The organism is Sphingobacterium hotanense, assembly GCF_008274825.1.
Classification (GTDB): domain Bacteria; phylum Bacteroidota; class Bacteroidia; order Sphingobacteriales; family Sphingobacteriaceae; genus Sphingobacterium; species Sphingobacterium hotanense.
On the sequence record NZ_CP030848.1, the window covers coordinates 2,521,628 to 2,546,385 of the forward strand.

The window sequence follows — 24,758 nt, forward strand, 5'->3', positions numbered from 1 at the left end:
GCTCATGAATAATAGAAAAAAACTTATCTTTTTTCTATTATTCATTTAAAATTCCCAATTGTTTACAGTTTTGCTATCGATTATTGTAGTATAATAATTGATAGAACATGAAAAATATAGTAAAAATAGCACTTGTTGGCTTGATCGCAGGATCATCATTTCAAGCGATCGGACAAGAAAAGATTATTCAGTTGAATGCTTTACCAAAAACTGCACAATCCTTTATCTCCGCTCATTATAAACAAGAGAAGGTGGCATTGGTGAAATCGGAAAAAGAACTTCTTTCGCCGATCGAATACCAAGTGGTATTGGCCAATGGTACTAAAGTGGAATTTGACAAAAACGGTAATTGGACCGAAGTCGACGCGAAGAAGAACGCTGTTCCCCAAAGCATTATTCCAGCATCAATCAGAGAATATGTCAAAAAGAGCTTCCCAAACAACGAAATCGTACAGATCTCCAAAGATTCTCGTGACATCGAGGTGGAATTAACAAGTGGTATTGATCTTAAATTCAATACGAAAGGTGAATTTATCAGAGTTGACGACTAAACAAGATTAAAAAACAAATTACTCAATATATAAGCACATGAAAAAGTTATTATTAAGCATCAGTCTCGTTTTATCCATTGCATTATTAACAATGTCTTGCGACAAAGAAACTGTCGTTACGGAAAGCGATTTACCTACTACAGCCTCTCAATTTATCAATAGCAATTTCAATGGGGTGAAAATCCTATCGGTAGTTGAAGAGAAAGAAGGGCTATCTGGCAAGGAATATGAAGTCTTGTTAGATAACGGAATTGAAATCAAATTTGATAAAAATGGTAATTGGCTAGATATCGATGCAGTTAACGACTCCTCAGTATTACCGGATAATCTAATCCCTGCATCTATCCTAAGCTATGTAAAAGAAAACTACCCAAATAGTGGTATTAATAGCATAGAGAAAGAAAACTACGGCTACGATATTGAATTAACAAATGGTCTAGACCTCGTTTTCGATAAAGAAGGAAAATTCGTAAGAATCGATCCATAATTCGGGGAAATTTCTGAATTCATAAAGAAAAAGAAAGGCGAGGTTTTTAATCTCGCCTTTTCTTTTTCTTCATCTATCTATGCTTAGTTGGATAAGTAGCTAGCTTTGACCGTAATATTTGCCGTTTTGTTTCTGGATGTTGTATTGAAAGCTCCGCCGTACGAAAACTCTTCATTATCGTTTTGGCCTGTTATTTGAAAAATACCCAAGTCTGCTTTCACTAATTCACCCAAGGAGGATCCCGCCTCTTTAGCAATGTTTTCAGCCCTCAGGCGTGCATTTTGGGATGCTTGAGAGATCAGCTTCAACTTCAAATCTTCAAGCCCGGAGAAATAATAACTCGGCGTATTGGAGCTAAGCTCGATTCCCTGCGAGATCAACGTAGAAATTTCTCTGGATGCATCATCCACCTTATTCAAATCTTTCGATTCTACACTGACTGTTTGCATTAAGTTATAGCCCGTAAATGTATTGGAAGAATGACCGTTAGCATCCGTATAATAATTGAATTCCCTATTGATGCTGACTGCATTAAATAAAATCTCCTTCTCATTAATACCCTTCTGAACTAGGAAATTGCGAACGAGATCTCTGTCGCGTTTTAGTTGCTCAGAAGCCTCACTCAAATCCATGGATTTTCGGCTATATGATGCCGACCATTTAACGATGTCTGATGCGAAATCTGTTTTAGCACCGCCGGTAACATTTATAGTATTGGAGTTTTTGTACTTATACTTATATGCGTTTCCCAAGATCGCGGCAAAAGCAATCACCGCAATTGCAGCGACAACACTAATTATAATTCCTGCATTTTTCATAAGCTAAATCCGTTTTATATTAAAAATGTTATACTGAATTATGATCTAAGTTACCATTTTTTGATTAATATTGAGGTTACCTATTTCTATCAATTTATGAAACAAAAATACAGCCTTTTATTATTGAGTTTCTCACTGGTTTCAGGTATTTATGCGCAGAAGAAACCACTAGATCACTCGGTATATGACAACTGGAAATCCATTAGCCGGGCAGAAATTAGTAAATCGGGTAATATCATCCATTATACAATCAGTCCGCAAGCGGGTGATAACCTAACGGAGGTTAAAAACAGCAAGAATCAGCTTCTTTTAAGTATCCCACGCGGGACCGATGTGCGATTGACTGAGGACGAACAATTCCTGATCAGTACGGTAAAACCATTTTTTAAAGAAACGAGAGCGGCTCGGATCAAAAAAAAGAAACCGGACGACATGCCCAAGGATACTTTACTCGTGTACAATCTAGCTAAGAATACGACCAGTCGATATCCAAATTTTAAAAGCTATCATTTACCTCGAAAAGGAAGTAAATATATAGCCATCGCTAGCGAAACAATTATTCCCTCCAAACAGGTAGAAAAGGACAGTACAGCGAATAAGACGTCCAGCGCTAAAAAAGAAAAGCCCACTCCTGTTGTGCATCTATTGCATTTACAATCGGGTGACACCACTAACTTTATTAAAGTAGAAAACTTCCAAATCAGTAACGATGAACAATATTTCATCTTTACGAAGAAAGGTGCAGATAAAGATACGTTGAATGAGGCCGGCCTATATCTTTATGAGATCGCTTCTAAGAAGTTGAAAAAGATCAGTAATGGAAAAGGGACTTATAAGCAGTTCACTTTTGACGATGCAGGTAAGCAATTAACATTTCTTGCAGATAAATCTCCAGAAAAAGCCTTATTGAAAGATTTCAAGCTTTATTATTACACGGCAAACCAAGATACTGCAAATGTATTAGCAGATCAAAAGTCCGCCGGGGTTCCTGACAAATGGTATATCTCAGGCGATGCTTCTATAAACTTCAGTAAATCTGGCAATCGCTTGTTCTTTGGCCTTGCCCCCATTCCGCGCGTAAAAGACACGACTTTGGTGGAATTTGAAAATGCTAAGGTGGATATCTGGCATTGGCAGGACGATTATTTACAACCTACACAATTGCTAAATAGCCGCCGTGACCAGATGCGTAGCTTCACGGCAATGATTCTGCCGAAACAAGGACGTCAAGTTACGCCTATTTCAGACGACACCTATAATAGAATAAGCTTTACAGACGATGCAGATAACGAATGGGCTCTTGCGAGCAGCGACCTAGGCTATCGTATCTCTTCGCAATGGGATGGTGAGACCAGATCGGATGTTTACGTCATTTCGTTAGTCGACGGTAAGAATAAATTAGTTGCTAAGAACCTCTCCGGTTCCGCATATCTAGCACCTAAAGGTGACTATGTTGTATATTTTAATAAAGAAGATGCCAATTGGTATAGTTTCCATATCGCAACAGAAACTCTAAAACAGCTTAACGAAGGACTTTCTGTGAGTTTTGTTGATGAAGAAAATGACGTACCGGCTTTACCAGGAGCTTATGGTCTCGTGGGCTGGAGCAACGATGCGAAGCATGTTTTCATCAATGATCGTTACGATGTTTGGAAATTCAGTTTAGACGGCAAAGCGAAGCGTCAATTTACGCATGGTCAAGGTAGAGAGCAAAAAATTACTTTTAGGATTCAGCGACTAACTCCGGTCGAAGACCCTAGAATTAGAACTTCCTATATTGATGAGGCTCAACCGATTTATTTATCAGGATTCAATACTAAAAACAAGTATGCCGGCTTATACCAATTAGGAAAAAAGAATATTGAGGCGCGCTGGACAGGTCCTTACTCTTACAAGATGCTGGCGGCGGATCAAAAGATAAACCACCTGATCTATACGAAAGAAGATTCTAAAGCGAGTCCAGACGTGTATTTATTGACGTCATTTGAACAAGAAGAACGATTAACAAATATCAACCCTCAACAGGCAGACTATAACTGGATGACTGCAGAGATCGTTTCTTGGACTACGCCGAACGGGCATCAGGCGGAAGGTATCTTATATAAACCTGAAGATTTCGATCCAAACAAAAAATATCCAATCATAGCTTACTTCTATGAGAAGTTGACAGATGGTCTTTATACTTATCAAGCACCTGCTCCTACACCATCGCGTTTGAACATTCCCTACTTTGTAAGTAATGGATATTTAGTATTTACGCCGGATATCCGCTATGAAACAGGCTATCCAGGAAGATCGGCTGAAGAGTATATCAATTCGGGTATGCATTACCTAGCACGCAATAATAGCTGGGTGGATTCTACGAAGATGGGAATTCAGGGACAAAGCTGGGGCGGTTATCAAGTAGCGCATTTAATTACACGCACAGACATGTATGCGGCGGCATGGTCGGGTGCACCTGTGGTCAATATGACATCAGCCTATGGCGGAATTCGTTGGGGAACAGGTATCTCTCGTCAATTCCAATATGAGAATACGCAGAGCCGTATCGGAAAGCCACTGTGGGAAGCACGTGACTTATATATAGAGAACTCTCCGCTATTCTTTATGGACCGTGTAAATACACCGGTCGCGATTATGCATAATGATAATGACGGTGCAGTGCCATGGTATCAGGGTATTGAGTTCTTCACAGCACTTAGACGTTTGAATAAGCCGGTATGGTTATTAAATTATAACGGAGACGGACATAATTTAATGCAACGTCAGAATAGAAAAGACATACAAATTCGCGAAGCACAGTTCTTCGATCACTTTTTAAAAGGAGCACCGGCAGCTAATTGGATTAAAAAAGGTGTCAAAGCAACAGAAAAAGGAATCGACTGGGGACTGGAAGTTGACTAATAATCGGAAAACACCATAAAAACAAGGGTGGAAAAGTAATTTTTCCACCCTTTTTCGATTTTTAGACACCCATATTTGTCATTTTTATTATTTATTTTCAAAAAAAATATCGGATTTATCCGATTTTGATATATTTTTGAAAAAGTTTTTAGAAAAACACGAACAATCAACATAAACAAAGAATATATAATTCTACAAACATGTCAAACAGCAGATTCAAAGCAGTTGAAGAAGCAACGAAACACATTTTCGCTGCAAAAACAAACGTCACAGCAGAAAGAGCAGTAAACATCTATGGAAAAAACGTATTCACCATCCTCAAGATGAGAGAATACTTACCTAAGACTGTTTACAAGGAACTTACTTCATTTATTGACGAAGGGAAACAGATTACACGTGATATGGCTGAATATATTGCACAAGCAATGAAAGCTTGGGCGATAGAAAATGGCACAACACATTACACGCACTGGTTTCAACCGCTTACAGGATCTACTGCAGAGAAACATGACTCATTCTTTGAACCGGATTCAGATGGAAGTGCTATCGAAAAGTTTACCGCAGATGCACTTGTACAACAAGAACCAGATGCATCTTCTTTTCCGAATGGTGGAATTCGTAATACTTTTGAAGCAAGAGGTTATACGGCATGGGATCCCTCCTCTCCTGCTTTTATCTTTGAAACATCAGCTGGCAAGACTTTATGTATCCCTACCGTATTCGTTTCTTATACTGGCGAATCATTAGACTATAAAGCTCCTTTATTGAAAGCAATTGCATCGATTGATAAAGCAGCGACTGAAGTAGCTCAGTATTTTGATAAATCAGTAACGAAGGTGAATGCATCGTTGGGTATCGAGCAAGAGTATTTTTTAGTTGATTTAGCACTATATAACGCACGTCCGGACCTTCAACTTACTGGACGCACATTATTTGGCCACATGTCGGCAAAAGGACAACAATTAGAAGATCACTATTTCGGCGCAATTCCGGAACGTGTACTTGCTTATATGGTTGATCTTGAGAATGAAGCATTAAAATTGGGTATCCCTTTAAAAACTCGTCACAATGAAGTTGCTCCTTCGCAATTTGAGTGTGCACCGATGTTTGAAGAAATTAACTTGGCGATTGATCATAACCAATTGTTGATGAACGTGATGGAGCAAGTTGCATTGCGTCATAACTTTAAGGTATTATTACATGAGAAACCTTATAGCGGTGTCAACGGATCTGGTAAACACAATAACTGGTCATTAATCACGAATACTGGCGTCAATTTGCTTTCACCAGGCAAAACTCCAAAGAATAACTTAATGTTCTTGACATTCTTCGTGAATACAATTAAAGCAGTATTCGAACATGCAGATCTATTACGTGCTTCTATCGCTAGCCATTCAAACGACCACCGTTTGGGAGCTAATGAAGCTCCTCCTGCGATTATTTCCATCTTCTTGGGCTCTCAGTTAGATGAGATATTAGAGGAGGTTGAATCGGCTCGTGTTGCGAAAAAAGTAAAATCTGAAGCGAATTTATGGCACGGTATCCCTAAGATTCCAGATTTGAAATTAGATAATACCGACAGAAACCGTACTTCACCATTCGCATTTACAGGAAATAAATTTGAGTTCCGCGCTGTGGGTTCGTCTGCTAATTCGGCATTACCAATGACGGTATTGAATGCCATCGTTGCTACGCAATTGATCGAGTTCAAAACTGAGGTAGACAAACAGATCAAAAAAGGAACAAAGAAAGACCTTGCAATCTTAAACGTCGTTCGTAAATACATTAAAGATTCCAAAGCTATACGTTTTGAAGGTAATGGATATAGCGAGGAATGGGAAATTGAAGCTGCAGCTCGCGGTTTATCAAATATCAAGTCTACACCTAAATCTTTAGACGTTTATGTTACTCCAGAATCATTGGAATTATTCGAAGCATTAGGAATTTACACTAAACGTGAATCTGAAGCTAGACACGAGATATTATTGGAAAACTTCTTCAAAAAGCTTCAAATCGAAGCGCGCGTGATTGGCGAAGTGGTAACAAGTCAAATTGCTCCGGCATGTTTAACCTATCAAAACGAATTGATACAGAACGTTAAAGGATTAAAGGATCTTGGCTTACCGAAAGAGTCTTATAGCTCTCAATTAAATTATCTAGAACGTATTTCGAAACATGTGAATACAATTCTAGAGAAGGCTGAAGAAATGCGCCAAGCTCGTAAAAAAGCAAACACAATTGATGACGTTCGCGAGAAAGCAATCGCCTACGATGAGGTGGTTAAACCATTCTTTGATGAAATCCGCTATCATGTGAATAAGTTAGAAAAGCTAGTTGATGATGCGAAATGGCCTCTACCAAAATTAAGAGAGCTATTGTTCATTCACTAATGAAATATTAAAACAAAAAAAGGAGGCTGTCCATAATGGACAGCCTCCTTTTTTCTAAAAGTCTCTGTTATTAAAGAGCATCAAGAACTGTTATCCCTTTATTTGTTTTTAAAAAAAAAGAAAGTTTTTTTATAAGAACTAATAACATTTTAAACAACCAATACACAGCGCCTCATTAGAAAACTTCAGAAATCTGAATGGGATTCAAAAAACATTCACCTGTAGTTTGCTTTACAGAAATGAAAACAGCAAATTTATACCATAAAAGCAAAGCAGTATGAAATTATATACAATTGATACGGGATTTTTTAAACTTGATGGTGGAGCAATGTTTGGCGTTGTACCAAAGTCAATTTGGCAAAAAACAAATCCGGCCGATAGTAATAATCTATGTACTTGGGCAACACGTCTTCTGTTAATTGAGGATGGCAAGCGTCTCACCCTGGTGGATACTGCGCTAGGTGATAAACAAGATGCAAAATTCTTCGGACATTATTTCCTTCACGGAGATGATACGCTAGACAAATCTTTAGCAAAATATGGCTTTCATCGAGAAGATATCACAGATGTGATATTAACTCATTTACACTTTGACCATTGTGGTGGTGCGATCGTGCGCGAAGGCGAAAAATTGGTTCCGGCATTCAAGAATGCTCGCTTTTGGTCAAATGAGAAACATTGGAATTGGGCAACTATTGACCCAAATCCACGGGAAAAAGCTTCCTTTTTAAAAGAAAATATACTGCCAATTCAAGAATCGGGTCAACTTAACTTTTTATCTGAAGAACAACCACAATACGACAATTCTATAACAATGCGTTATGCCTACGGACATACCGAGGCCATGATGCTTCCACAATTAGAGTACAAAGGAAAAACGCTGCTTTATATGGCAGATCTTCTTCCCTCCGTTGGCCATATTCCCTTGGCATACGTGATGAGTTACGATGTAAGACCATTGGTAACTATGGATGAAAGAAAATCGTATTGGCAAGAAATCGTGGATAATGAATATATTCTTATTCTCGAGCATGATGCACAGCACGAGTGCTGCACTTTGCAACATACAGAGAAAGGAATACGTCTTAAAGATACTTTTAGGTTGTCGGATATCGTTTAAAAGTTCAATACAACCTTATGGCGGTAGATATTAAAAAGCGTTTCGATCGAATTGTAAATATACTCATTCAGCTACAATCAAAGAGAGTCATCCGCGCGCAAGAACTTTCGGATCGTTTCGAAGTGAGCTTAAGAACAATCTATCGAGATATAAAAAGCTTAGAGCAGGCTGGTGTTCCGATAATCGGAGAAGCAGGTACTGGCTATTCCATTATGGAAGGATACAAACTGCCACCTGTTAGTTTTAGCAAAGAAGAAGCCTTATCTTTCGTTGCAACAGAAAAACTTACCCAAAAGTTCCTAGATAAAGAAAGTGCTAAGCAATATGGCTCTGCAATGCTTAAAATCAAATCTATCCTCAAAAACCACGACAAGGATTTGCTTTCCACTGTGGAGAGTCAGATTATTATGCGAGAGCAGTCGATGCCTCCCTTTCTTGAACAGGTACCGCATGCCCTAAGTAGCACATTAGAAAGTATTTCACTTCAAAAACAACTGGTCGTTAGATATCAGGGAATACAAGATGAGGAAGGCCGACTGAGGACAATAGAACCGATTGGAATTTATCACGATGGTGGATTTTGGTATATTGTTGCTTACTGCCTCTATCGAGATGACTTCCGTCAATTTAGAAGTGATCGGATTCAAGAAGCTACTTTAACAGATCAAATTTTCAGCAAGAAACATATTTCCATTGCAGAATATATTGAAAAACATCGTCAAACAAATCACCCTAAAACTCGGATTAAACTTCTTGTAGCGAATAGACTCGCTAACTATTTGAAGTGGGAAAGAAAACATTACGGATTTGTTGCTGAAAAAAACATTGGTGACTTTATAGAAATGACTTTTGAAAGTAGAGATATCGAAAATGAATTTCCGCGATGGCTAATGATGTTTGCTGATTTCGTAAAGATTCTTGAACCGGTGGAATTGAAAAGGAATTTGACAAGTTTGTTAGAAAAATCGATAATAAACATAAATAAATGAAAGGCGCCCTTATTGCCGCCTTTCATTTAATTATCTTTGCCTAATTATACCCAGGATTTTGCGTCAATAATTCATTTTTATCCAATTCATCTTGTGGCACAGGAAGTAAATAATCTTTGTCTGTAAATACAGCTTTTTTCCATACCACTTTCTTGTAAGTCTTCTTACCCGTAGTAGGGTCCCTGCGGATATCCATTCTCAAAAAATCTGTATTTAAAACTTCTGGAGCGATCTTCCAACGTCTGACATCATACCATCTGTGCATTTCAAAGACCAATTCAACTCGTCTTTCATTTACAATGCGATCAAACAGTGCTTTTCCAGTGACGTTAGACGGTATTGCTGGCATATTAACGCTTTCGCGAGCTCTTACAAAGTTCAAATATTCACGAGCTACGGCTTCATTTCCCAAAAAATAATTTGCTTCAGCATAATTCAGTAGTATCTCAGCATACCGAAAAAAGGTCCAAGGAGTTTGAGACATATTTGTAGAGCTCGGATTATTGATACGCTCGTTTACAAACTTCCTTGGATAATAACCTGTTTCCGATGCATTCCAAGGGGACACTGATCCCTCATTTGAATCTTTACCACCTGGTAAAAAAGTTTCTACTTCACGACCTTTCCACATCATCCCATCGTGCAAAATGGTAGCATAAAACCGAGGGTCGCGATCTTTGTATGGATCTTGATCATTAAATAGAGGGTCATTCTCTGGTAGCAATCCACGAATTGTCTCGAAATCATCAACTAAATTCTGTAAAGGATGAATTTGACCAAAGCCGTTATACCCATTTGGATAAGATGCTAATTCCAAATAAACTGCCTCTGGGCTAATCAACTGATTAAATGGACGTTGCCAAATAGCTTCGGAATTATATATATTCTCTTCTAGAAAGTAAGTTCTATAGTCTCTAAATAAACTGTATTTCTTCAAATCAATAACATCTTTTGCTGCATTTGCTGCAGCTTCCCACATTGATCGATCGTTTTTCGTGTTATTCAAGGGGCTCGCGCGATAAAGTAATGCGCGGGATTTTAAAGCCATGGCAGCACCTTTCGTAATTCGCCCCTTATTGGCGGCGTCATAATCCAATGGCAATAGCTCGATAGCCTCCTCAATTTCCTTTAAAAGAAAGGACATTATTTCGTCATACGTATTACGCTTTAATTTGAAGTCATCGTTCAATTTAAATGGTTTAGTAATTAGTGGAACTCCACCGAATAGACTAATCAGCTCAAAATAACACTTCGCACGCATTACTTTCATTTCACCTAGCATTCGATCCTTAGTTTCCTGAACCATCTCTTTACTTCGTTCTCTCTCAATATTTTGAAAGAAGATATTTGTACGGTTGATAGTCGTCCAATAGTTTTGATTTGTATTTGTACCTGTCGGCACACTACTCCAATAATTTGCAATTCCCAAATTATCCGCTGTCAAATTTCCGCCCCAATAAGCATAAAGCCAAGAATTGTTTCTGGCATTCAATTCGTCGACCATAACGGATAAATTGTAAAAACTATACCTAAATCCATTAGGTAGCGAGCGATATGTACTAGATACATATGTTTCAATTAGAGCAGGATCATCCCAAATAGCGTCTTCGCTATAACGATCGCTAGGTACCGTGTCAAGTACATCAAAATCACAGGATATTGTTGACAAACATGTAAAAAACATGAATAAATACTTCCAAGTATTCTTTAATATTTCAATTTTCATAACTCTATCTCTTAAAATCCGACACTTAAACCTAAATTAAACACTTTACTCTGTGGGTAGAATGTGCCTCTATCAGAAGAACCTTCTGGATCATACCACTTTATCTCTGAAATTGTAAATAGATTATTTCCATTTACAAAGATTCGAGCACTACTCATTTTTAGTTTCGAAACTAGGATGGGATCCAGATCATATCCCAATTCTAAAGTCTTAAGCCTAACAAATGATGCATTTTGCAACCAGAAGGTACTCTTCAATCCACTTGGTTCTCCCGGCTCACTTAATGTCGGGATCCTCGGATATTTAGAATCTAAGCTACCTGGCTGCCAACGATTCGCAATGAGGTCTTCTAATCCATTAACTGCAATCCTGGCATTTTGATGAAAGTATTGCCAAGCTTTTGCCTGTCCTGCGAAATTTATGAACATCGAAAAATTCTTGTATTGGAGATTAGCGTTTAATCCGAATGTTATTTGAGGTATGTTAGATCGGTCCATCCTGACACGGTCTCCTGCATCAATTATCCCATTCTCATTGACGTCTTTATACCGTAGGTCCCCAACTTTTGAGCCAGGAAAAATTGGCGAATTTGCGAGCTCTTCCTCTGTTCTGAAAATACCAGTTGCTTGATAAAACAGGTCTGCACCAACTAATTTTCCCTCCGCTTTTTGGTAAGCAGGAACATTATCCGCTTCACTAAGGCTTAGCACCTTATTTTTCGAAAATCCAAAATTCCCGCCTACTGAAAACTTAAAGTCATCGGATGCAAAACGGTTATATTTTAAACTAGTTTCAATCCCAGTATTCTCCACCTCGCCAATATTTTCCGTTGGCAACGATAAAGATGTATATGCGGGGATTTCTAAAACACGTAGTGCAAGAATATTAGACCTCTTTTGCTTGAAAACATCGAAAGTCAACTCAAAAGCCCGATTCATGAAAGACGCATCTAAGCCGATATTTGAAATTGTAGCGACTTCCCAAGTAATATCAGGATTTGGTGTAACATTTGGCACTGCTCCTAAACTTGACTTGGGAGTTTGTCCAAAATGATATCCATATTGCAATCCTAAATTGTATGAAGCCAAATACTGATATGGATTTATTGCATCATTACCAAGTTGCCCCACTGAACCTCTAACTTTCAATTCATTGATTATTTCGGATTCTGGAAATAGGTCTTTAGAAGCAATCCATGCCACAGAAACCCCTGGAAAGAAACCAAAACGTTTTTTCGGCGCAAAAGCAAACGAGCCGTCATATCGGGCATTAAAATCAATTAAATATTTTTCCTTGTAATTGTAACTCACCCGTCCAAATAAACTTTGCCGACCAAAATCGTAAGACATTCCATCCGACTCTTGAGTTGCTGGATCACCAGCGAACATTTCATCAATGGAAGTCGACAAGAAATTTCTTCTAAACGTGCGTTGATAATTTGATTTAGAACTTGACTGCTCTCCTGCGATAAAGGCGCTTATAAAATGATCTTTAAACGTTCTAGTATAACTTAATTTGAGATTGTAAAAAATCCCGTCAGTTTTGTCCGTACGAATTGCCAAATCAGGAGAAACAATAGCGCCGCCTGTCATGGGAATATATTCATCAGTAGATCGATCGTAATTGTATACCGTCCATGGAGTTCTCCAGCGCTTGTCATATGCATAACCATCGGTGTAAACCAAATAGCCATTTAGCTCCAAACCTTCAACTTTTAGAATTTTCCAGTTGAATCCTCCTTTAATATTGTAGTTTTTATCATTTAGAGTATTCTTTCCGGCAGCATCAGTTACCATTACGGCGGGATTGTATCCATTTTCGATCCCAGCGGAAGGCAAGCCATTCTCATAGTAAACAGGGACGAAAGGCAAAGCGTTCAACCAATACCACGCATCTTGAGTCCCTGGACGAATCCTGTTATTATAAACTGAATTTAAATCTACAGAGACAGTAAAATTATTAGTTACATCCGCGTCAATGTTTGACCGAACGGTAAATCCATCATAGTCGTGTATTCCTTTTTTGAAAATACTGTTCTGATTAGTATAAGAGCCAGAAATCGAATATCTAACTTTCTCACTACCTCCGCGCAAATTCAAGTTGTGAATCTGCTGAGTTGAAATGTTTTTGAGAACTTCTTGAAACCAATCGATGTTTGGATAGTTCGGATCAGACCCACTTTTAAACTTTGCTATTTCTTCCTCAGTATATCGCGGACTCTGACCTCCTTGAACTAGTAAATCATTAACATACTCTGCAAAAAGAGCTGAATTTGCCAATTTCGGAGTCCTAGTAGGTTGATTTAAGCCCATATTCATTGAGTAGTTAATTATCGGCTTTCCGGACTTGCCACGCTTTGTTGTGATTAGAATGACTCCATTGGCCGCTTGAGCACCATAAATAGCAGCCGATGCATCCTTTAATATATTGACTGATTCAATGTCATTTTGATTAATTCTCTGCCAACCTGGAGGATTCTGAATCCCATCAACAACCACTAACGGACTAGTACTTCCAGTGGTATTTACACCTCGGATGAGTAAAGATGAAACATCGCTTCCAGGTTCTCCAGAACGATTCGTCGCAACTAAACCTGGCATTAAACCGGCAAGAGAATTTGTAACACTTACCGCCGGACTTCGTTTCAACACATCCCCTTGGACCGATGCCACTGAACCGGTAAGTGTAGCCTTCTTCTGCACGCCATATCCCACAACCACAACCTCATCAAGACCTTCACTTGAACGTTCTAGCTTAATACTAAGGCGTTGGATCTGGTCATCGATGACGATTTCCTGTTTGACAAAATTTAACATAGAAAAAATAAGAACATCTCCACGCTCTGCAGAAATTGTGAATTTCCCTTCGGAATTTGTTACTGCACTTCCTTGCTTACCTTTCAAAGAAACTGTAACACCAACTAATGGCTCATTTGTATCTAATGCAGTAACAGTCCCTTGAACATTCTGCTGGATCCAATGTCTCAATTTTGAAACATTGGATCCAGCAGGAAAATCATGTACTGCATTTGATTTAAATGAGAATGTCAAAAGTGGTACAATAAGTACTAAGTTGATTTTTCTCATAATTTATGTTTATTTGGCGATTTAGTGTAAACACCTGTGTAGAAGCATCTACCTTCTACAATATTAAATATTTAATGTCGAGAACTTGACTAGACATCTTGAATTTATTACCGATAGCGTTATCGACGATTTATTTTAAAAGCGACAAAAAAAACGATAACCTTGTATTGTAAATCACCTATTTACTCACCTAATAACCGATAGATTATGAGAATATTCACAAGAATACCTTCATTGTTTATGTTTGGAACTTCAGCATTAATTTTCACTAGTTCCATCCACCCACCCTCCAACCCAATCAACATGTCAAAGAACAACGACAGCATCCCGACAATCGTCAATGATTCTGATGTAGACGTCTTGGCCAACGGCCTAAAACTCGAAGCTGCCAAGCAATTTAAAAAGTTCATAGCGCCGCAAAACATACAACAGTGGCAAACTCGTAAAAATGCCATCAATCAGTTTATTCAAGAAAAGACCAACTATAAACGATTTCACGATCTACCACTAAAATATACCGAACACAAAACCACCAAACTCGAAGGGTTTGAGCTCAAGAATATCACCTTCCAAACTCGTCCTAATTCGCTTACTACTGCCAATCTTTATATACCAGATGGCAACGGACCATTCTCTGCGGTGCTTGTCATGATGGGCCATTCCAGAAATGGAAAGTTCTATGACAACTACCAACTTGTAGGTCAAGATCTCGCCAAGAATGGCTATGTTGCATTGCTCGTCGATCCATGGGGCGCCGGCGAACGATCCACGGAACATCTTAATTTTGAATATCATGGTTCTCACATGGGAGGCCATTTAATTGATTTAGGTGAAACCCTAATGGGCATGCAAATAACTGATAACCTGCGTGCCATTGACCTCCTAGAGTCCCTATCCTATGTAGATAAAAACTTGATCGGTGCGACCGGTGCAAGTGGCGGTGGCAACCAAACCATGTGGATTACAGCAGTCGACGAACGGATTAAAGCCGCCGTACCTGTCGTTTCCGTAGGCACCTTTGAATCCTATGTGATGAATGCCAATTGTATTTGCGAATTGCTTCCAGATGGACTCACATTCCTTGAGGAATCTGAGATTCTCGGATTGATAGCTCCGCGAAAGCTTAGCTTATTCAATGCCCTTCATGATAGCAATAAAGCCTTCTTTCCAAGCGAAATGTTTAGGTCATATCGAACAGCAAATCACATTTATAAGCTACACAACGCAGAAACAAATTTCTCTTATCAACTGTTCAACACCACACACGGATATTGGGCAGAGCAGCGTCGCGCGATGATTTCATGGTTCAACGAAAATCTACTCGATAAAACAGCAACAAAAAACACAAACCACGCTTCGCTCACAACGCTTAGCCAAGAAACCCTCCAGGTATTCGACCAAGGAAAGCGTTTGCCAGAAGTACTAAGTACGCAAGCCTATTGCCAACAAACAGCAAAAGATATACTGAACAACTTCGATCCTAAAAAAATAAATCGAGAACAGCATCTTTTGCAACTTCAAAAGCAACTTCAAATTGATCTAACAAGTCCAACTCAATACGAGAGCACAAAGGCTATCATCAACGATACATGGGATCGATATGATATCAAATTTCCAAATGGAAATGAACTACTTGCGTTAATCAGCAAACCTTCAAAAGCAAAGAAATTTAAGCTCATATTCGCAGCAGACATACCGAAAGGCCAACTAAATGACAGCGTGCGAAGATACCGTGACCAAGGCTTTGCTGTCGTTCTAGCCGATCTTACCGGACTAGGAATTAATAGTACCTCCGTTGGTCAGAAATTCGACAAAGGATTACCAAAGCATCATACCCTCTCCCGCTCGCAACATTGGTTGGGACGGAATATGATGGGTATTTGGACTGAGCAAATAACGCACCTGGCAAACTTTGTAAAGCAAAAATTCAATGCGCAAGAAATCCATATTCATGGCAACAAGGAATTGGGTGTCGCCTCTATTCTAGCGGCGGCCCTAAACAATCAAATTGACGAAGTTGAAACTTACGATTCGCCAATCAGTTATCTTGTTCGAAAAGCCAGATTAGATAGTTTTTACAGCCAAGCTATTCACATTCCAAGTATCATCAATTGGGGAGATCTAACCCTCGCTGCCGCATTAGCACCTGCCGATATTCGTATGTACAATCTTCGTGATATCGCTGGAGATCCGCTTTCGCAATCTGACATTGAGGAAGTCCAAGGAAAAATAGCTTCGATCAAAACAACGCAAAAATCAAAAAGTAAGGCCAAGCTCAATTAAAATTGACATACATATTAAAAGGCACCCGTAGGTGCCTTTTTTCTTACTTTTTCATTAGTCTGCTTATTAATAAAAGGCTTAATAGAAAGCTTATCAATGATCCAATGACGGTCAGAACAACGCTGCTGAATAAATCATTTAAGGTTAAACTAAACCAAAAGGAACAGGCTGTGCCTCCAAGGGTCCCTAAGGAGACCGATTTATACCAATCCAAAACCCCTGTTTTTTGGCCCCTTATCCCGCTTATCTTTTTCAATTAATTCTAACAGTTGAAGAAGAACCGCCATACTGAAATCGACGTACTTGCCGATCCGAATCAATCGGTCCGGGAATTTCGCTGAAGATTTCAGTATCATCTTTACAACGAATCGAATATGCTCTAATGTTTGTCTCATATCATGCTTTTGTAAGAGTAGCTTCGCCACTCGATTAATTAATATTAGTATCTACTATCATTCGTTACACCTTTGCTTGTGTAAGAGCTAAGAACGCTTTATCAACAAATATTGGCTCTCGGATACTTCGTTTGTGTTTTCTTCAATACAAAACACCCAAACGTGTAAGCTATCACTTGTCATATGTTCCGTGGCGCTGATCTTAGCCTGCTTCGAAAGGCGCGTTGCATCTTCCACGACCAGGTACTCTTTCTTCAAATCATCATAAACGACAACCAATACCTTATCCGATCCTTTCCCACTAAAACGTCCCGCAGTGAATGCCGAACTTAAAATGAACTCAGACGGACTATTTGCGGTCATCCCTAAGCCTTTCAAGGAAGGAACACCTCCCTTACTGATGATAACCTTGCTGTAATCGATCTTCAATTCCGGATAAGTACCAATAATTGCAGTATTTATTATCGATCCTATTAAATTAGCTACTGCCGTTGAGTCGGTAATCTTAGGATCCATAAACCCAATGTTAACAATTGAACGAATCGGATAAACAAATGCAGATGCTAAACTGAATTTCATCCGTACTGCCAATTGCTTTTCGCTAGGTTTTTTCCCTGAGGGACGTGGTAATGAACGAATGTATGAGATTCCTCTCCATCTACTACCAATCACATTTCCGACTTTTCCTTGAAAGTCGCCTAAAATTCCACTAAAAATTCTTGCCATGTTTTCTATTTTTTTTAATTAAAACCAAATGGTCCGCATGCTGACCAACTCTTGTTACTGATATCGAGAGCAAACATAACGAGCTCAAAAACAACTTTTTTGAAATGGAATAAAGTGAGACATAACAGCAAAAAATGAACATAAATGGCACAGCAGATAGTCAAATCACATCAATCGATTAATTTAAACATTATATTATCTCTATATAGTTTATTATAGTTTTAATAATTAAATAAAGTGATTGTTATCATTTGTTATTAACTAAAACAAACACACCTTTGCCAGCAGGAAAAGCCATGCGCTATATGAAGCATTAGCTTCTCTTCAAAAGAAATCATGAATACAAATTACACACAGCATTATATGAATCAAATAACAGCAACCAGAGTCTACAGTTTAATACAAATTAGCTGTTACCTACTGATCACATCAATTTTATTTTCGTGCTCAAAAAACGATTTCAACGGATCGCCAGGAGACGCTGAAGTCAGTGTTAACATCGGCATGAAATACGAAGAGGAAGACAACAAGAGTAGAGCATTGCCTTCACAAGTAAACAGCCCTGACAACCAAGTTATTGAGATACCATGGGCCGACGGCAAGCTTCTTCGGGCAGAGCTAAAGACCGTAAAGAAAACCCGCGCCACAACGATCGTCCCGGTTCCTACAGGAATGGTTTATCGCGTCGTAGTATATAATTCAAACGGATCATATAAAGATCAAAAACTATTTACAGCAGGGTCCGAAGCTTCCGCAGGCAACTTCATCCTCGATGGAAATACACAGTACACCTTTATTGCTTATTCCCTTGGAAATCAAAAGGACCCGGGAGCAGCGCCGAACACAGCACTCTCCGCCAGCACGGTTATACTCTCTAGTCTTGCGTTAACAGACACCTACAATTACGCGTGGCTCCATGTAAAACAAACCGTAACGACGACAACAGGACAAAACAATATCAATTTAATATTGAAAAATAAAGTGAGCCAAATTACGACAACCATTGATGCCTCTACAATCGGACCTATTACGGAAATTGGCGCAAAAATCGGTGGCCATTATAGTCAAATATCAAACATTAAGCTTGATGATGGTAGCTTTACGCCTACGGGTACCGCGCAATCAAGAAACTTTATATTCTCTAATTTAGGTCAAAGTAAACTCAGCAGTGCTCCCTTAATTTATTACAACGGCAGCTCAACACCCTATGCCTTAGTGATTAGTTCCTTGAACGCGGGAGGAACGCGTAAAACAGACATAACAGTAGATAATTTCATCTTGAAGCCTGGCTATCAATACAACTTGACCATAACTTTTGTAACCTCAGGAATCATTGTCGGTGACTTGATTTGGGCAAAAGGAAACTTAACGTATAACAACGGGATCTACTCCAACAGAAACAATCCTGAAGAAACAGGATATGATTACAAGTTAACAGATTACTGGAATTACGCATCCCCTGAATCAGTTTTACTACCGGCAATGAATACTACATTTCAAGCAGAAACGCCGGCAATTCAACTTCCACTCAATGATCCTTGCCGATTAATAGAAGGCGGTTTATGGAGAATGCCAACATTGGCTGACTTTGAAAGCTTGGGTAATCCAATAGTAGTCAGCGAAAGTGGTGTCGAGAATTCCATTTTAAATGGTACACAACCTAATGGAACAGGTTCGTCATTGACCGACACAAAAGACGCAGCAGGATATATTTATTTCACAGGAACAGACACTTATTCCGGACAGCCAGCAAAGCTCAAATTCTTTGCCGGTGGTGGATTACGTGGTGCTGTAACTAACAACATCCCGCAATCGGAACCGGATATCTCTACATTCCGAAATTTTGATGTTATCTACCATGCTTCCGACGCACAAGAACCAAACCCGACAGGTGGACTCTATGGTGTCCCTATGGAGTTGAGAAGCTATCTATATGCGCCTCCAACCTTCTTAACACTAAATGAAAATAGCGACAAACGCTTCAATTTCCTATCACAAAGATACGTACATACAGATTTGGAAAACGACGATGAAAGACCACGTCGAGACAGTCGATTCCCAATACGATGTGTGAAAAGTAAATAATAAGCATCCTATATAATTTTGTCTTCCTTTAACAATTAACATCGAAGAGCCGTTGCAATAACGGCTCTTTTTTATAATCCTTCCTGCGATCGGGCCGTTAATATTCATCAAATACCTAGAACTAGCTATTTTTTGGGTTGCACGATACATTTACATTTGGCTAGATGCATTGTTGAAACGATCATCTAAATAGAAATCATTCTACAAATAACCCAACGTTATAAACTTTATGAACACTATTATCAAGACTATCCTATCCATTTCTTTTATGCTTCTTACCTCGTATTCAATCGCTCAAGAACTCAGTGTAATAGAAGCAAATGAAAAATATGGATTCGAAAATGCTCAGGGCAAGATTGTCATCCAAGCTGAATATGACAGAGCCGAAGATTTTTCAGACGATCTCGCTTTGGTGATGAAGAATAACAAATTTGGTTTTATTGATAAAAAAGGAATAGTCAAAATTCCATTAAAATATGACAATGCAGAGTCCTTTTATGAAGGTTTAGCCAAAGTTAATCAAGGAGCTGAATTTAGTGAACTCATCGGAAGGCTGGGTGGTACTTGGGGCTCATCAATAAAGAGGGAAAAGTGATTATTCCGATTGAATATCGAGGAATAGATTTCATCGCAGACGGTGAAATTCTGGCAACAAAAGATAAAAATGGGTATATTTTCAATAGGAAAGGAAAACTAATAAGAATTAACGACTTCGCTAAATTTGCTGAATCCGATGAATTTATGGATTAACAACCGAAGCATCGCAAAATAAAAAATCACTTCTGATCTAAATTAACGGCATTACCAAAAATTATGGGGTTATTTTCAATATTCAATAAAGCAGACCGGGAAAACCATCTAATCGAATATCGGGTCGGCCAGGAATGGCATTATCATACACGCAAAAATGAAGAAGACTCAACATTAATAATCGTAAAAATAGAGCCCGAAGAAGATGACTTCATCGTTCATATTCATGTTTCAGGAGTCCAACTTGCTACTGCACATACTACATCCGGATTTGTAGAATATATTTCCCACCTTCCGCTTTCCCAAGAAGCTTTACTCGCCAGCATCACTCACTTAAAAAATGATCGTTGCGCCATGCCAGACTACGAGTTTGGCTATGTCCGATGGAAATCTGCTTACGACGAAAACAAAGCCGGCGTCTTCAGTATTCCTTTAAACGAAATTTTGAACTATCTAGAAAAGGGAATCAAGACCGAATGATGTCGATTTATCTTATGAACTTTTCTTAATGTGGATATCCGTTTGTGGAAAAGGAATTTCGATCCCAGCTTTATCTAAGGCTTCTTTACAACTAATGATTAACTGCTCCTGCATCGTCCAAAAATTCTCGTTACTCGTCGTAACGCGAACGGATAGGTTTATGGCACTATCGCCCAAACTTGTCACCACTACCGCAGGCTCGGGATCAGTAAATGCAAATTCATTGCTTCGTATACAATCCAACAGTATGCTTTTCGCTTTACGCAGGTCAGCATCATAAGAAACACCAATATCAAACCAAGTTCTTCGTGTCCCAAGCTCAGTGTAATTTGTGATATTACTGTTGGAGAGCTCGCCATTAGGGATAACCACAAGCTGATTTTGGGGCGTCACAAGTCTTGTATTAAAAATATCAATCACTTTTACCGTACCATCCACACCTGTAGAGGAAGAAATATAATCGCCAACCCTAAAAGGTTTAAACAAAAGGATCAATACGCCCCCCGCAAAGTTGGACAGCGAGCCCTGCAAGGACATACCAATTGCCAAACCAGCAGCACCGATTACAGCAATAAAGGTAGAAGTTTGAACCCCTAACTGGCTAACGACTACGATAAATAGCATAACCTTTAAAACCCAGTTAATCAAGTTCCCTAAAAATGTCCTGATGCTAGGATCAATGTCGCGACGTACAAAAATCTTATCAACAAGCTTCCGAACCAATCGTATCAGCCAGAGCCCCAAAAACAAAACCAATCCGGCTGATATTATCGAACTAATCAATATCGGAGCATATCCAATAGCACTGTCAATAAATTTCTCAATCTTTCCTTCTACATTTTCCAAGTTTTCTACCTGCATCAAATCTTAATTTTATATACGCGAAAAGTTTAAATAAATAAAACAGCTTTTGATTTTCATGACCAACAACTTCACCAGCATATTTCCACAACTATAGGAATAGAAAAAATCTAAAGGAAATGTTGAATCGTTGGATCATCAAAACCGATTGCTGTGAATATTAATCTGACAGAATCAAGGATTAATTCTGCCTATTAATAATTAATGTGGTACAAAACTACCGAAAATAAACTAATAAGCAAAATTAAAGAACATCTAATCAATAAAAGTGTCGAACTAAAAACCCATTGCAATGAAATGTCTAGGAATAGGAAACATCATGATTATTTCTGTAATGTAACTATATAGATAAAATCTATGCAATAATTCCCAAGTCAAAGCACTTCTTTTTATATTTTGCGGCAATCGCCTATGGAATTATTGAAGAAAATCGTTGATATAGTTTATAACATTGTCTGGTCAGACATCCTAGTATATCTCTGTTTATTAACAGGAACCTACTTTTCTATTAGGTTTAGACTTCCTCAACTACGCTATCTTAGAGAAATGATAAGTCTTCTGTTCAATAGCAAAGCGTCTGACAAAGGAATCTCCTCATTTCAAGCATTTTCACTTGCCATTTCTGGCCGCGTTGGAACGGGAAACATCGCGGGAGTCGCCACAGCGATCGGCATGGGAGGACCTGGCGCAATATTTTGGATGTGGGCAATAGCCTTTCTTGGAAGTGCTTCAGCTATCGTAGAAGCAACATTGGGACAACTATATAAAAAAGAAATTAATGGACAATATAGAGGTGGGCCGGCATATTATATTCGGTATGGGTTAAATAATAAAACGTTCGCAATAATATTTGCAATCGTCACCATTGTCAGTACCGGCTTCCTTCTCCCCAGTGTGCAATCTAACAGTATTGCTGTAGCGGTAAACACGGCTTTTGGAACATCAGGAGTACTCACAGCGCTTGTTCTCATGACTCTTTTAGGATTGATTATTATTGGAGGGGTAAAAAGAATCAGTAAAGTGTCCGAATTGGTCGTCCCGTTCATGGCTGGGGTTTATATTCTCATGGCCTTTGTTATCATCGCTATGAACTATGATCAAATTCCTTCCGTATTTTCATTAATATTTCGATCGGCATTCAGTTTGGACGCAACATTTGGAGGAATCGTAGGTACCGCCATATCTTGGGGTGTCAAGCGAGGCATCTACAGCAATGAAGCGGGGCAAGGAACAGCGCCCCATGCCGCCGCAGCAGCAGAAGTCGACCATCCATTTAAACAAGGGCTCGTTCAAGGTTTCTCCGTGTATGTCGATACCCTCTTCGTGTGCACTGCAACCGCCCTCATGATACTATTTACCGGGCAGTACAATGTCGAGCACCCGGATGGTTCTTTCATCGTGCAAAATTTACCCAGCATCGAGGCGGGACCAGCATTCACACAGATGGCAGTTTCCCAGCATTTTCCTATGATCGGTAGTTCATTTGTCGCTATTGCGCTAACGTTTTTCGCATTCACCACCATAATGGCATATTATTACATTGCCGAAACCAATGTCAACTTTCTATTTTGGAAGAGTAAAAATAATCTGGCAACCTGGAGCTTGAGAATACTGATGCTATTATCTGTATATCAAGGCTGTGTAACTACTGCTTCTACTGCCTGGCAACTCGGCGATATCGGCGTCGGATTAATGGCATGGTTAAATATCATAGCGATCATTCTGCTACACCAGAAGGTTGTACTAATGGAAAAAGATTTTGCTTTTCAAAAAAGCCAAGGACATAATCCCATATTTGACGATCAATCCATGAAGATTCCAAACATCCCTTTTTGGGATAAAATTAAAAAATAATATATGCAAAAGCTTATCAATCTCCATGTTTTCAAAGATTTCCTGCGTTCGAGTAATGCCGGGGGTATTTTACTTTTCTTAGCGGTAATTGTCTCACTAATTCTAGCAAATTCGCCACTAGCACCAGCATTGCAGAACATCCTCGACCATCAACTAGGATTTGAAAATGGGTCAATTCATCTCCGATACTCCATACTTTTATGGATAAACGATGGATTAATGGCAATTTTCTTCCTCATGGTTGGATTGGAAATCAAACGAGAGATTGTCGAAGGTGAGCTTTCATCTCCAAAAAAGGCATCCTTGCCAATCTTATGTGCAATCGGGGGAGCTGCAGTTCCGGCAATTCTGTATTTAAGCCTGAACGCTGGATCGGAAACTTCATCCGGTTGGGGAATTCCAATGGCAACAGATATTGCTTTTGCACTCGCTGTAATTAATTTGCTAGGAAATAGAATTCCTGCCAGCCTTAAAATATTCCTCGCGGCATTGGCGATTGTCGACGATTTAATCGCGATTCTTGTCATTGCTTTCTTCTACTCTTCAGGGATCGAGACGACCTATTTAATTTACGCAGCGATTGGAATGATCGTTTTACTCGCTATGAATAGAATGAACATCCAAAATCCTTATTTGTATCTCTTGCCAGGCGTTTTTATTTGGTATTTCATCCATCATTCCGGAATCCATGCTACCATTGCTGGAGTGCTGGTTGCTATGACTATACCTACAAACGACACCGATGTGGAATCGCCACTTGAACGATTGGAACATGCCCTAGTGAAACCCGTAAATCTTTTGATAATTCCAATTTTTGCTTTCGCAAATACCAATATAACATTGGAAGACTCTATGATTCAAGGCTTAACATCCTCCTTGGGATTGGGAATCGCATTAGGACTGGTCCTTGGTAAGCCAATCGGTATCATGCTGATCGCATTTCTATGCCGTAAATTGAAATTGAGTGAGCTTCCAGAAAATGCCAACTGGCGTCATATTCTCGGCGTGGGTCTATTGGCCGGAATTGGATTCACCATGTCTATTTTCATTGCGCTACTATCGTTCGAGTCTGAAACACACATTGCAGAAGCTAAGCTTGCTATCTTAATAACATCACTTTTAGCTGGCGTACTTGGATTTATCATATTACGCGCTAGCTCAGTAAAAAATCAGTCATAGACGAATTAATTCAATTCAAAACATTTTAGAAAGATTAAATATTATAGCTTCAAAACTAGTACTTAAAATTCTGC

The 24,758-nt window shown here is 39.0% G+C and carries 18 protein-coding genes; 12 read left to right on the forward strand and 6 right to left on the reverse strand.

Features of this window, described 5'->3' with window-relative positions:
- Window positions 1-107 precede the first annotated feature (107 nt).
- Window positions 108-551: a PepSY-like domain-containing protein gene (locus DSM08_RS10550; protein ID WP_149526117.1), complete on the forward strand. Its 444-nt coding sequence runs from the start codon at window positions 108-110 to the stop codon at window positions 549-551.
- Between the two features lie 37 nt (window positions 552-588).
- Window positions 589-1,038: a PepSY-like domain-containing protein gene (locus DSM08_RS10555; protein ID WP_149526118.1), complete on the forward strand. Its 450-nt coding sequence runs from the start codon at window positions 589-591 to the stop codon at window positions 1,036-1,038.
- Window positions 1,039-1,121: 83 nt separating this feature from the next.
- Here DSM08_RS10555 and DSM08_RS10560 read toward each other — a convergent pair whose 3' ends face one another.
- Entirely contained in the window at window positions 1,122-1,856 is a 735-nt protein-coding gene (locus tag DSM08_RS10560) for an SIMPL domain-containing protein (RefSeq protein WP_149526119.1), read from the reverse strand.
- Between the two features lie 96 nt (window positions 1,857-1,952).
- Between DSM08_RS10560 and DSM08_RS10565 the strand changes: the two genes are divergently transcribed.
- From DSM08_RS10565 to DSM08_RS10580, 4 genes are all read left to right on the forward strand, one after another.
- Window positions 1,953-4,760 carry a S9 family peptidase gene (locus DSM08_RS10565; protein ID WP_149526120.1) on the forward strand — a complete coding sequence of 936 codons (2,808 nt, stop codon included), beginning with the start codon at window positions 1,953-1,955 and terminating at the stop codon, window positions 4,758-4,760.
- 200 nt (window positions 4,761-4,960) lie between these two features.
- Window positions 4,961-7,150: a glutamine synthetase III family protein gene (locus DSM08_RS10570; RefSeq protein ID WP_149526121.1), complete on the forward strand. Its 2,190-nt coding sequence runs from the start codon at window positions 4,961-4,963 to the stop codon at window positions 7,148-7,150.
- 277 nt (window positions 7,151-7,427) lie between these two features.
- Window positions 7,428-8,270, forward strand: coding sequence for an MBL fold metallo-hydrolase (locus tag DSM08_RS10575; RefSeq protein ID WP_149526122.1), 843 nt, complete (start codon window positions 7,428-7,430; stop codon window positions 8,268-8,270).
- Window positions 8,271-8,287: 17 nt separating this feature from the next.
- Window positions 8,288-9,259, forward strand: a complete 972-nt coding sequence (locus tag DSM08_RS10580; protein ID WP_149526123.1) for a helix-turn-helix transcriptional regulator — start codon at window positions 8,288-8,290, stop codon at window positions 9,257-9,259.
- A 40-nt stretch (window positions 9,260-9,299) separates the two neighbouring features.
- On the opposite strand, the gene DSM08_RS10585 is transcribed toward DSM08_RS10580, so the two are convergent.
- Window positions 9,300-10,985 carry a RagB/SusD family nutrient uptake outer membrane protein gene (locus DSM08_RS10585; protein WP_149526124.1) on the reverse strand — a complete coding sequence of 562 codons (1,686 nt, stop codon included), beginning with the start codon at window positions 10,983-10,985 and terminating at the stop codon, window positions 9,300-9,302.
- A gap of 11 nt (window positions 10,986-10,996) precedes the next feature.
- Window positions 10,997-14,071: a SusC/RagA family TonB-linked outer membrane protein gene (locus DSM08_RS10590; RefSeq protein ID WP_149526125.1), complete on the reverse strand. Its 3,075-nt coding sequence runs from the start codon at window positions 14,069-14,071 to the stop codon at window positions 10,997-10,999.
- A 207-nt stretch (window positions 14,072-14,278) separates the two neighbouring features.
- Between DSM08_RS10590 and DSM08_RS10595 the strand changes: the two genes are divergently transcribed.
- A complete protein-coding gene (locus DSM08_RS10595; protein WP_149526126.1) occupies window positions 14,279-16,354 on the forward strand; it encodes an alpha/beta hydrolase family protein in 2,076 nt (691 codons plus the stop codon).
- A gap of 200 nt (window positions 16,355-16,554) precedes the next feature.
- Here DSM08_RS10595 and DSM08_RS10600 read toward each other — a convergent pair whose 3' ends face one another.
- Both DSM08_RS10600 and DSM08_RS10605 read right to left on the reverse strand, forming a co-directional pair.
- Window positions 16,555-16,749, reverse strand: a complete 195-nt coding sequence (locus DSM08_RS10600; protein ID WP_149526127.1) for a hypothetical protein — start codon at window positions 16,747-16,749, stop codon at window positions 16,555-16,557.
- Between the two features lie 87 nt (window positions 16,750-16,836).
- Window positions 16,837-17,475 (reverse strand): DUF6266 family protein, encoded by a 639-nt coding sequence (locus tag DSM08_RS10605; RefSeq protein WP_149526128.1) that lies wholly within the window; start codon window positions 17,473-17,475, stop codon window positions 16,837-16,839.
- Between the two features lie 336 nt (window positions 17,476-17,811).
- Between DSM08_RS10605 and DSM08_RS10610 the strand changes: the two genes are divergently transcribed.
- From DSM08_RS10610 to DSM08_RS10625, 3 genes are all read left to right on the forward strand, one after another.
- Window positions 17,812-19,560 carry a hypothetical protein gene (locus DSM08_RS10610; protein ID WP_149526129.1) on the forward strand — a complete coding sequence of 583 codons (1,749 nt, stop codon included), beginning with the start codon at window positions 17,812-17,814 and terminating at the stop codon, window positions 19,558-19,560.
- Between the two features lie 229 nt (window positions 19,561-19,789).
- Window positions 19,790-20,155, forward strand: coding sequence for a WG repeat-containing protein (locus DSM08_RS10615; protein ID WP_149526130.1), 366 nt, complete (start codon window positions 19,790-19,792; stop codon window positions 20,153-20,155).
- 218 nt (window positions 20,156-20,373) lie between these two features.
- Complete coding sequence (locus DSM08_RS10625; RefSeq protein WP_149526132.1) at window positions 20,374-20,790, forward strand: hypothetical protein; 417 nt, start codon at window positions 20,374-20,376, stop codon at window positions 20,788-20,790.
- A gap of 12 nt (window positions 20,791-20,802) precedes the next feature.
- Here the strand turns inward: DSM08_RS10625 and DSM08_RS10630 are convergent, their stop codons facing one another.
- On the reverse strand, window positions 20,803-21,651 hold the full coding sequence (locus tag DSM08_RS10630) for a mechanosensitive ion channel family protein (protein ID WP_149526133.1): 849 nt from the start codon (window positions 21,649-21,651) through the stop codon (window positions 20,803-20,805).
- A 411-nt stretch (window positions 21,652-22,062) separates the two neighbouring features.
- Between DSM08_RS10630 and DSM08_RS10635 the strand changes: the two genes are divergently transcribed.
- Window positions 22,063-23,505 (forward strand): alanine/glycine:cation symporter family protein, encoded by a 1,443-nt coding sequence (locus DSM08_RS10635; protein ID WP_149526134.1) that lies wholly within the window; start codon window positions 22,063-22,065, stop codon window positions 23,503-23,505.
- 3 nt (window positions 23,506-23,508) lie between these two features.
- Window positions 23,509-24,684 carry a Na+/H+ antiporter NhaA gene (nhaA, locus tag DSM08_RS10640; protein ID WP_149526135.1) on the forward strand — a complete coding sequence of 392 codons (1,176 nt, stop codon included), beginning with the start codon at window positions 23,509-23,511 and terminating at the stop codon, window positions 24,682-24,684.
- Window positions 24,685-24,758: the final 74 nt, after the last annotated feature.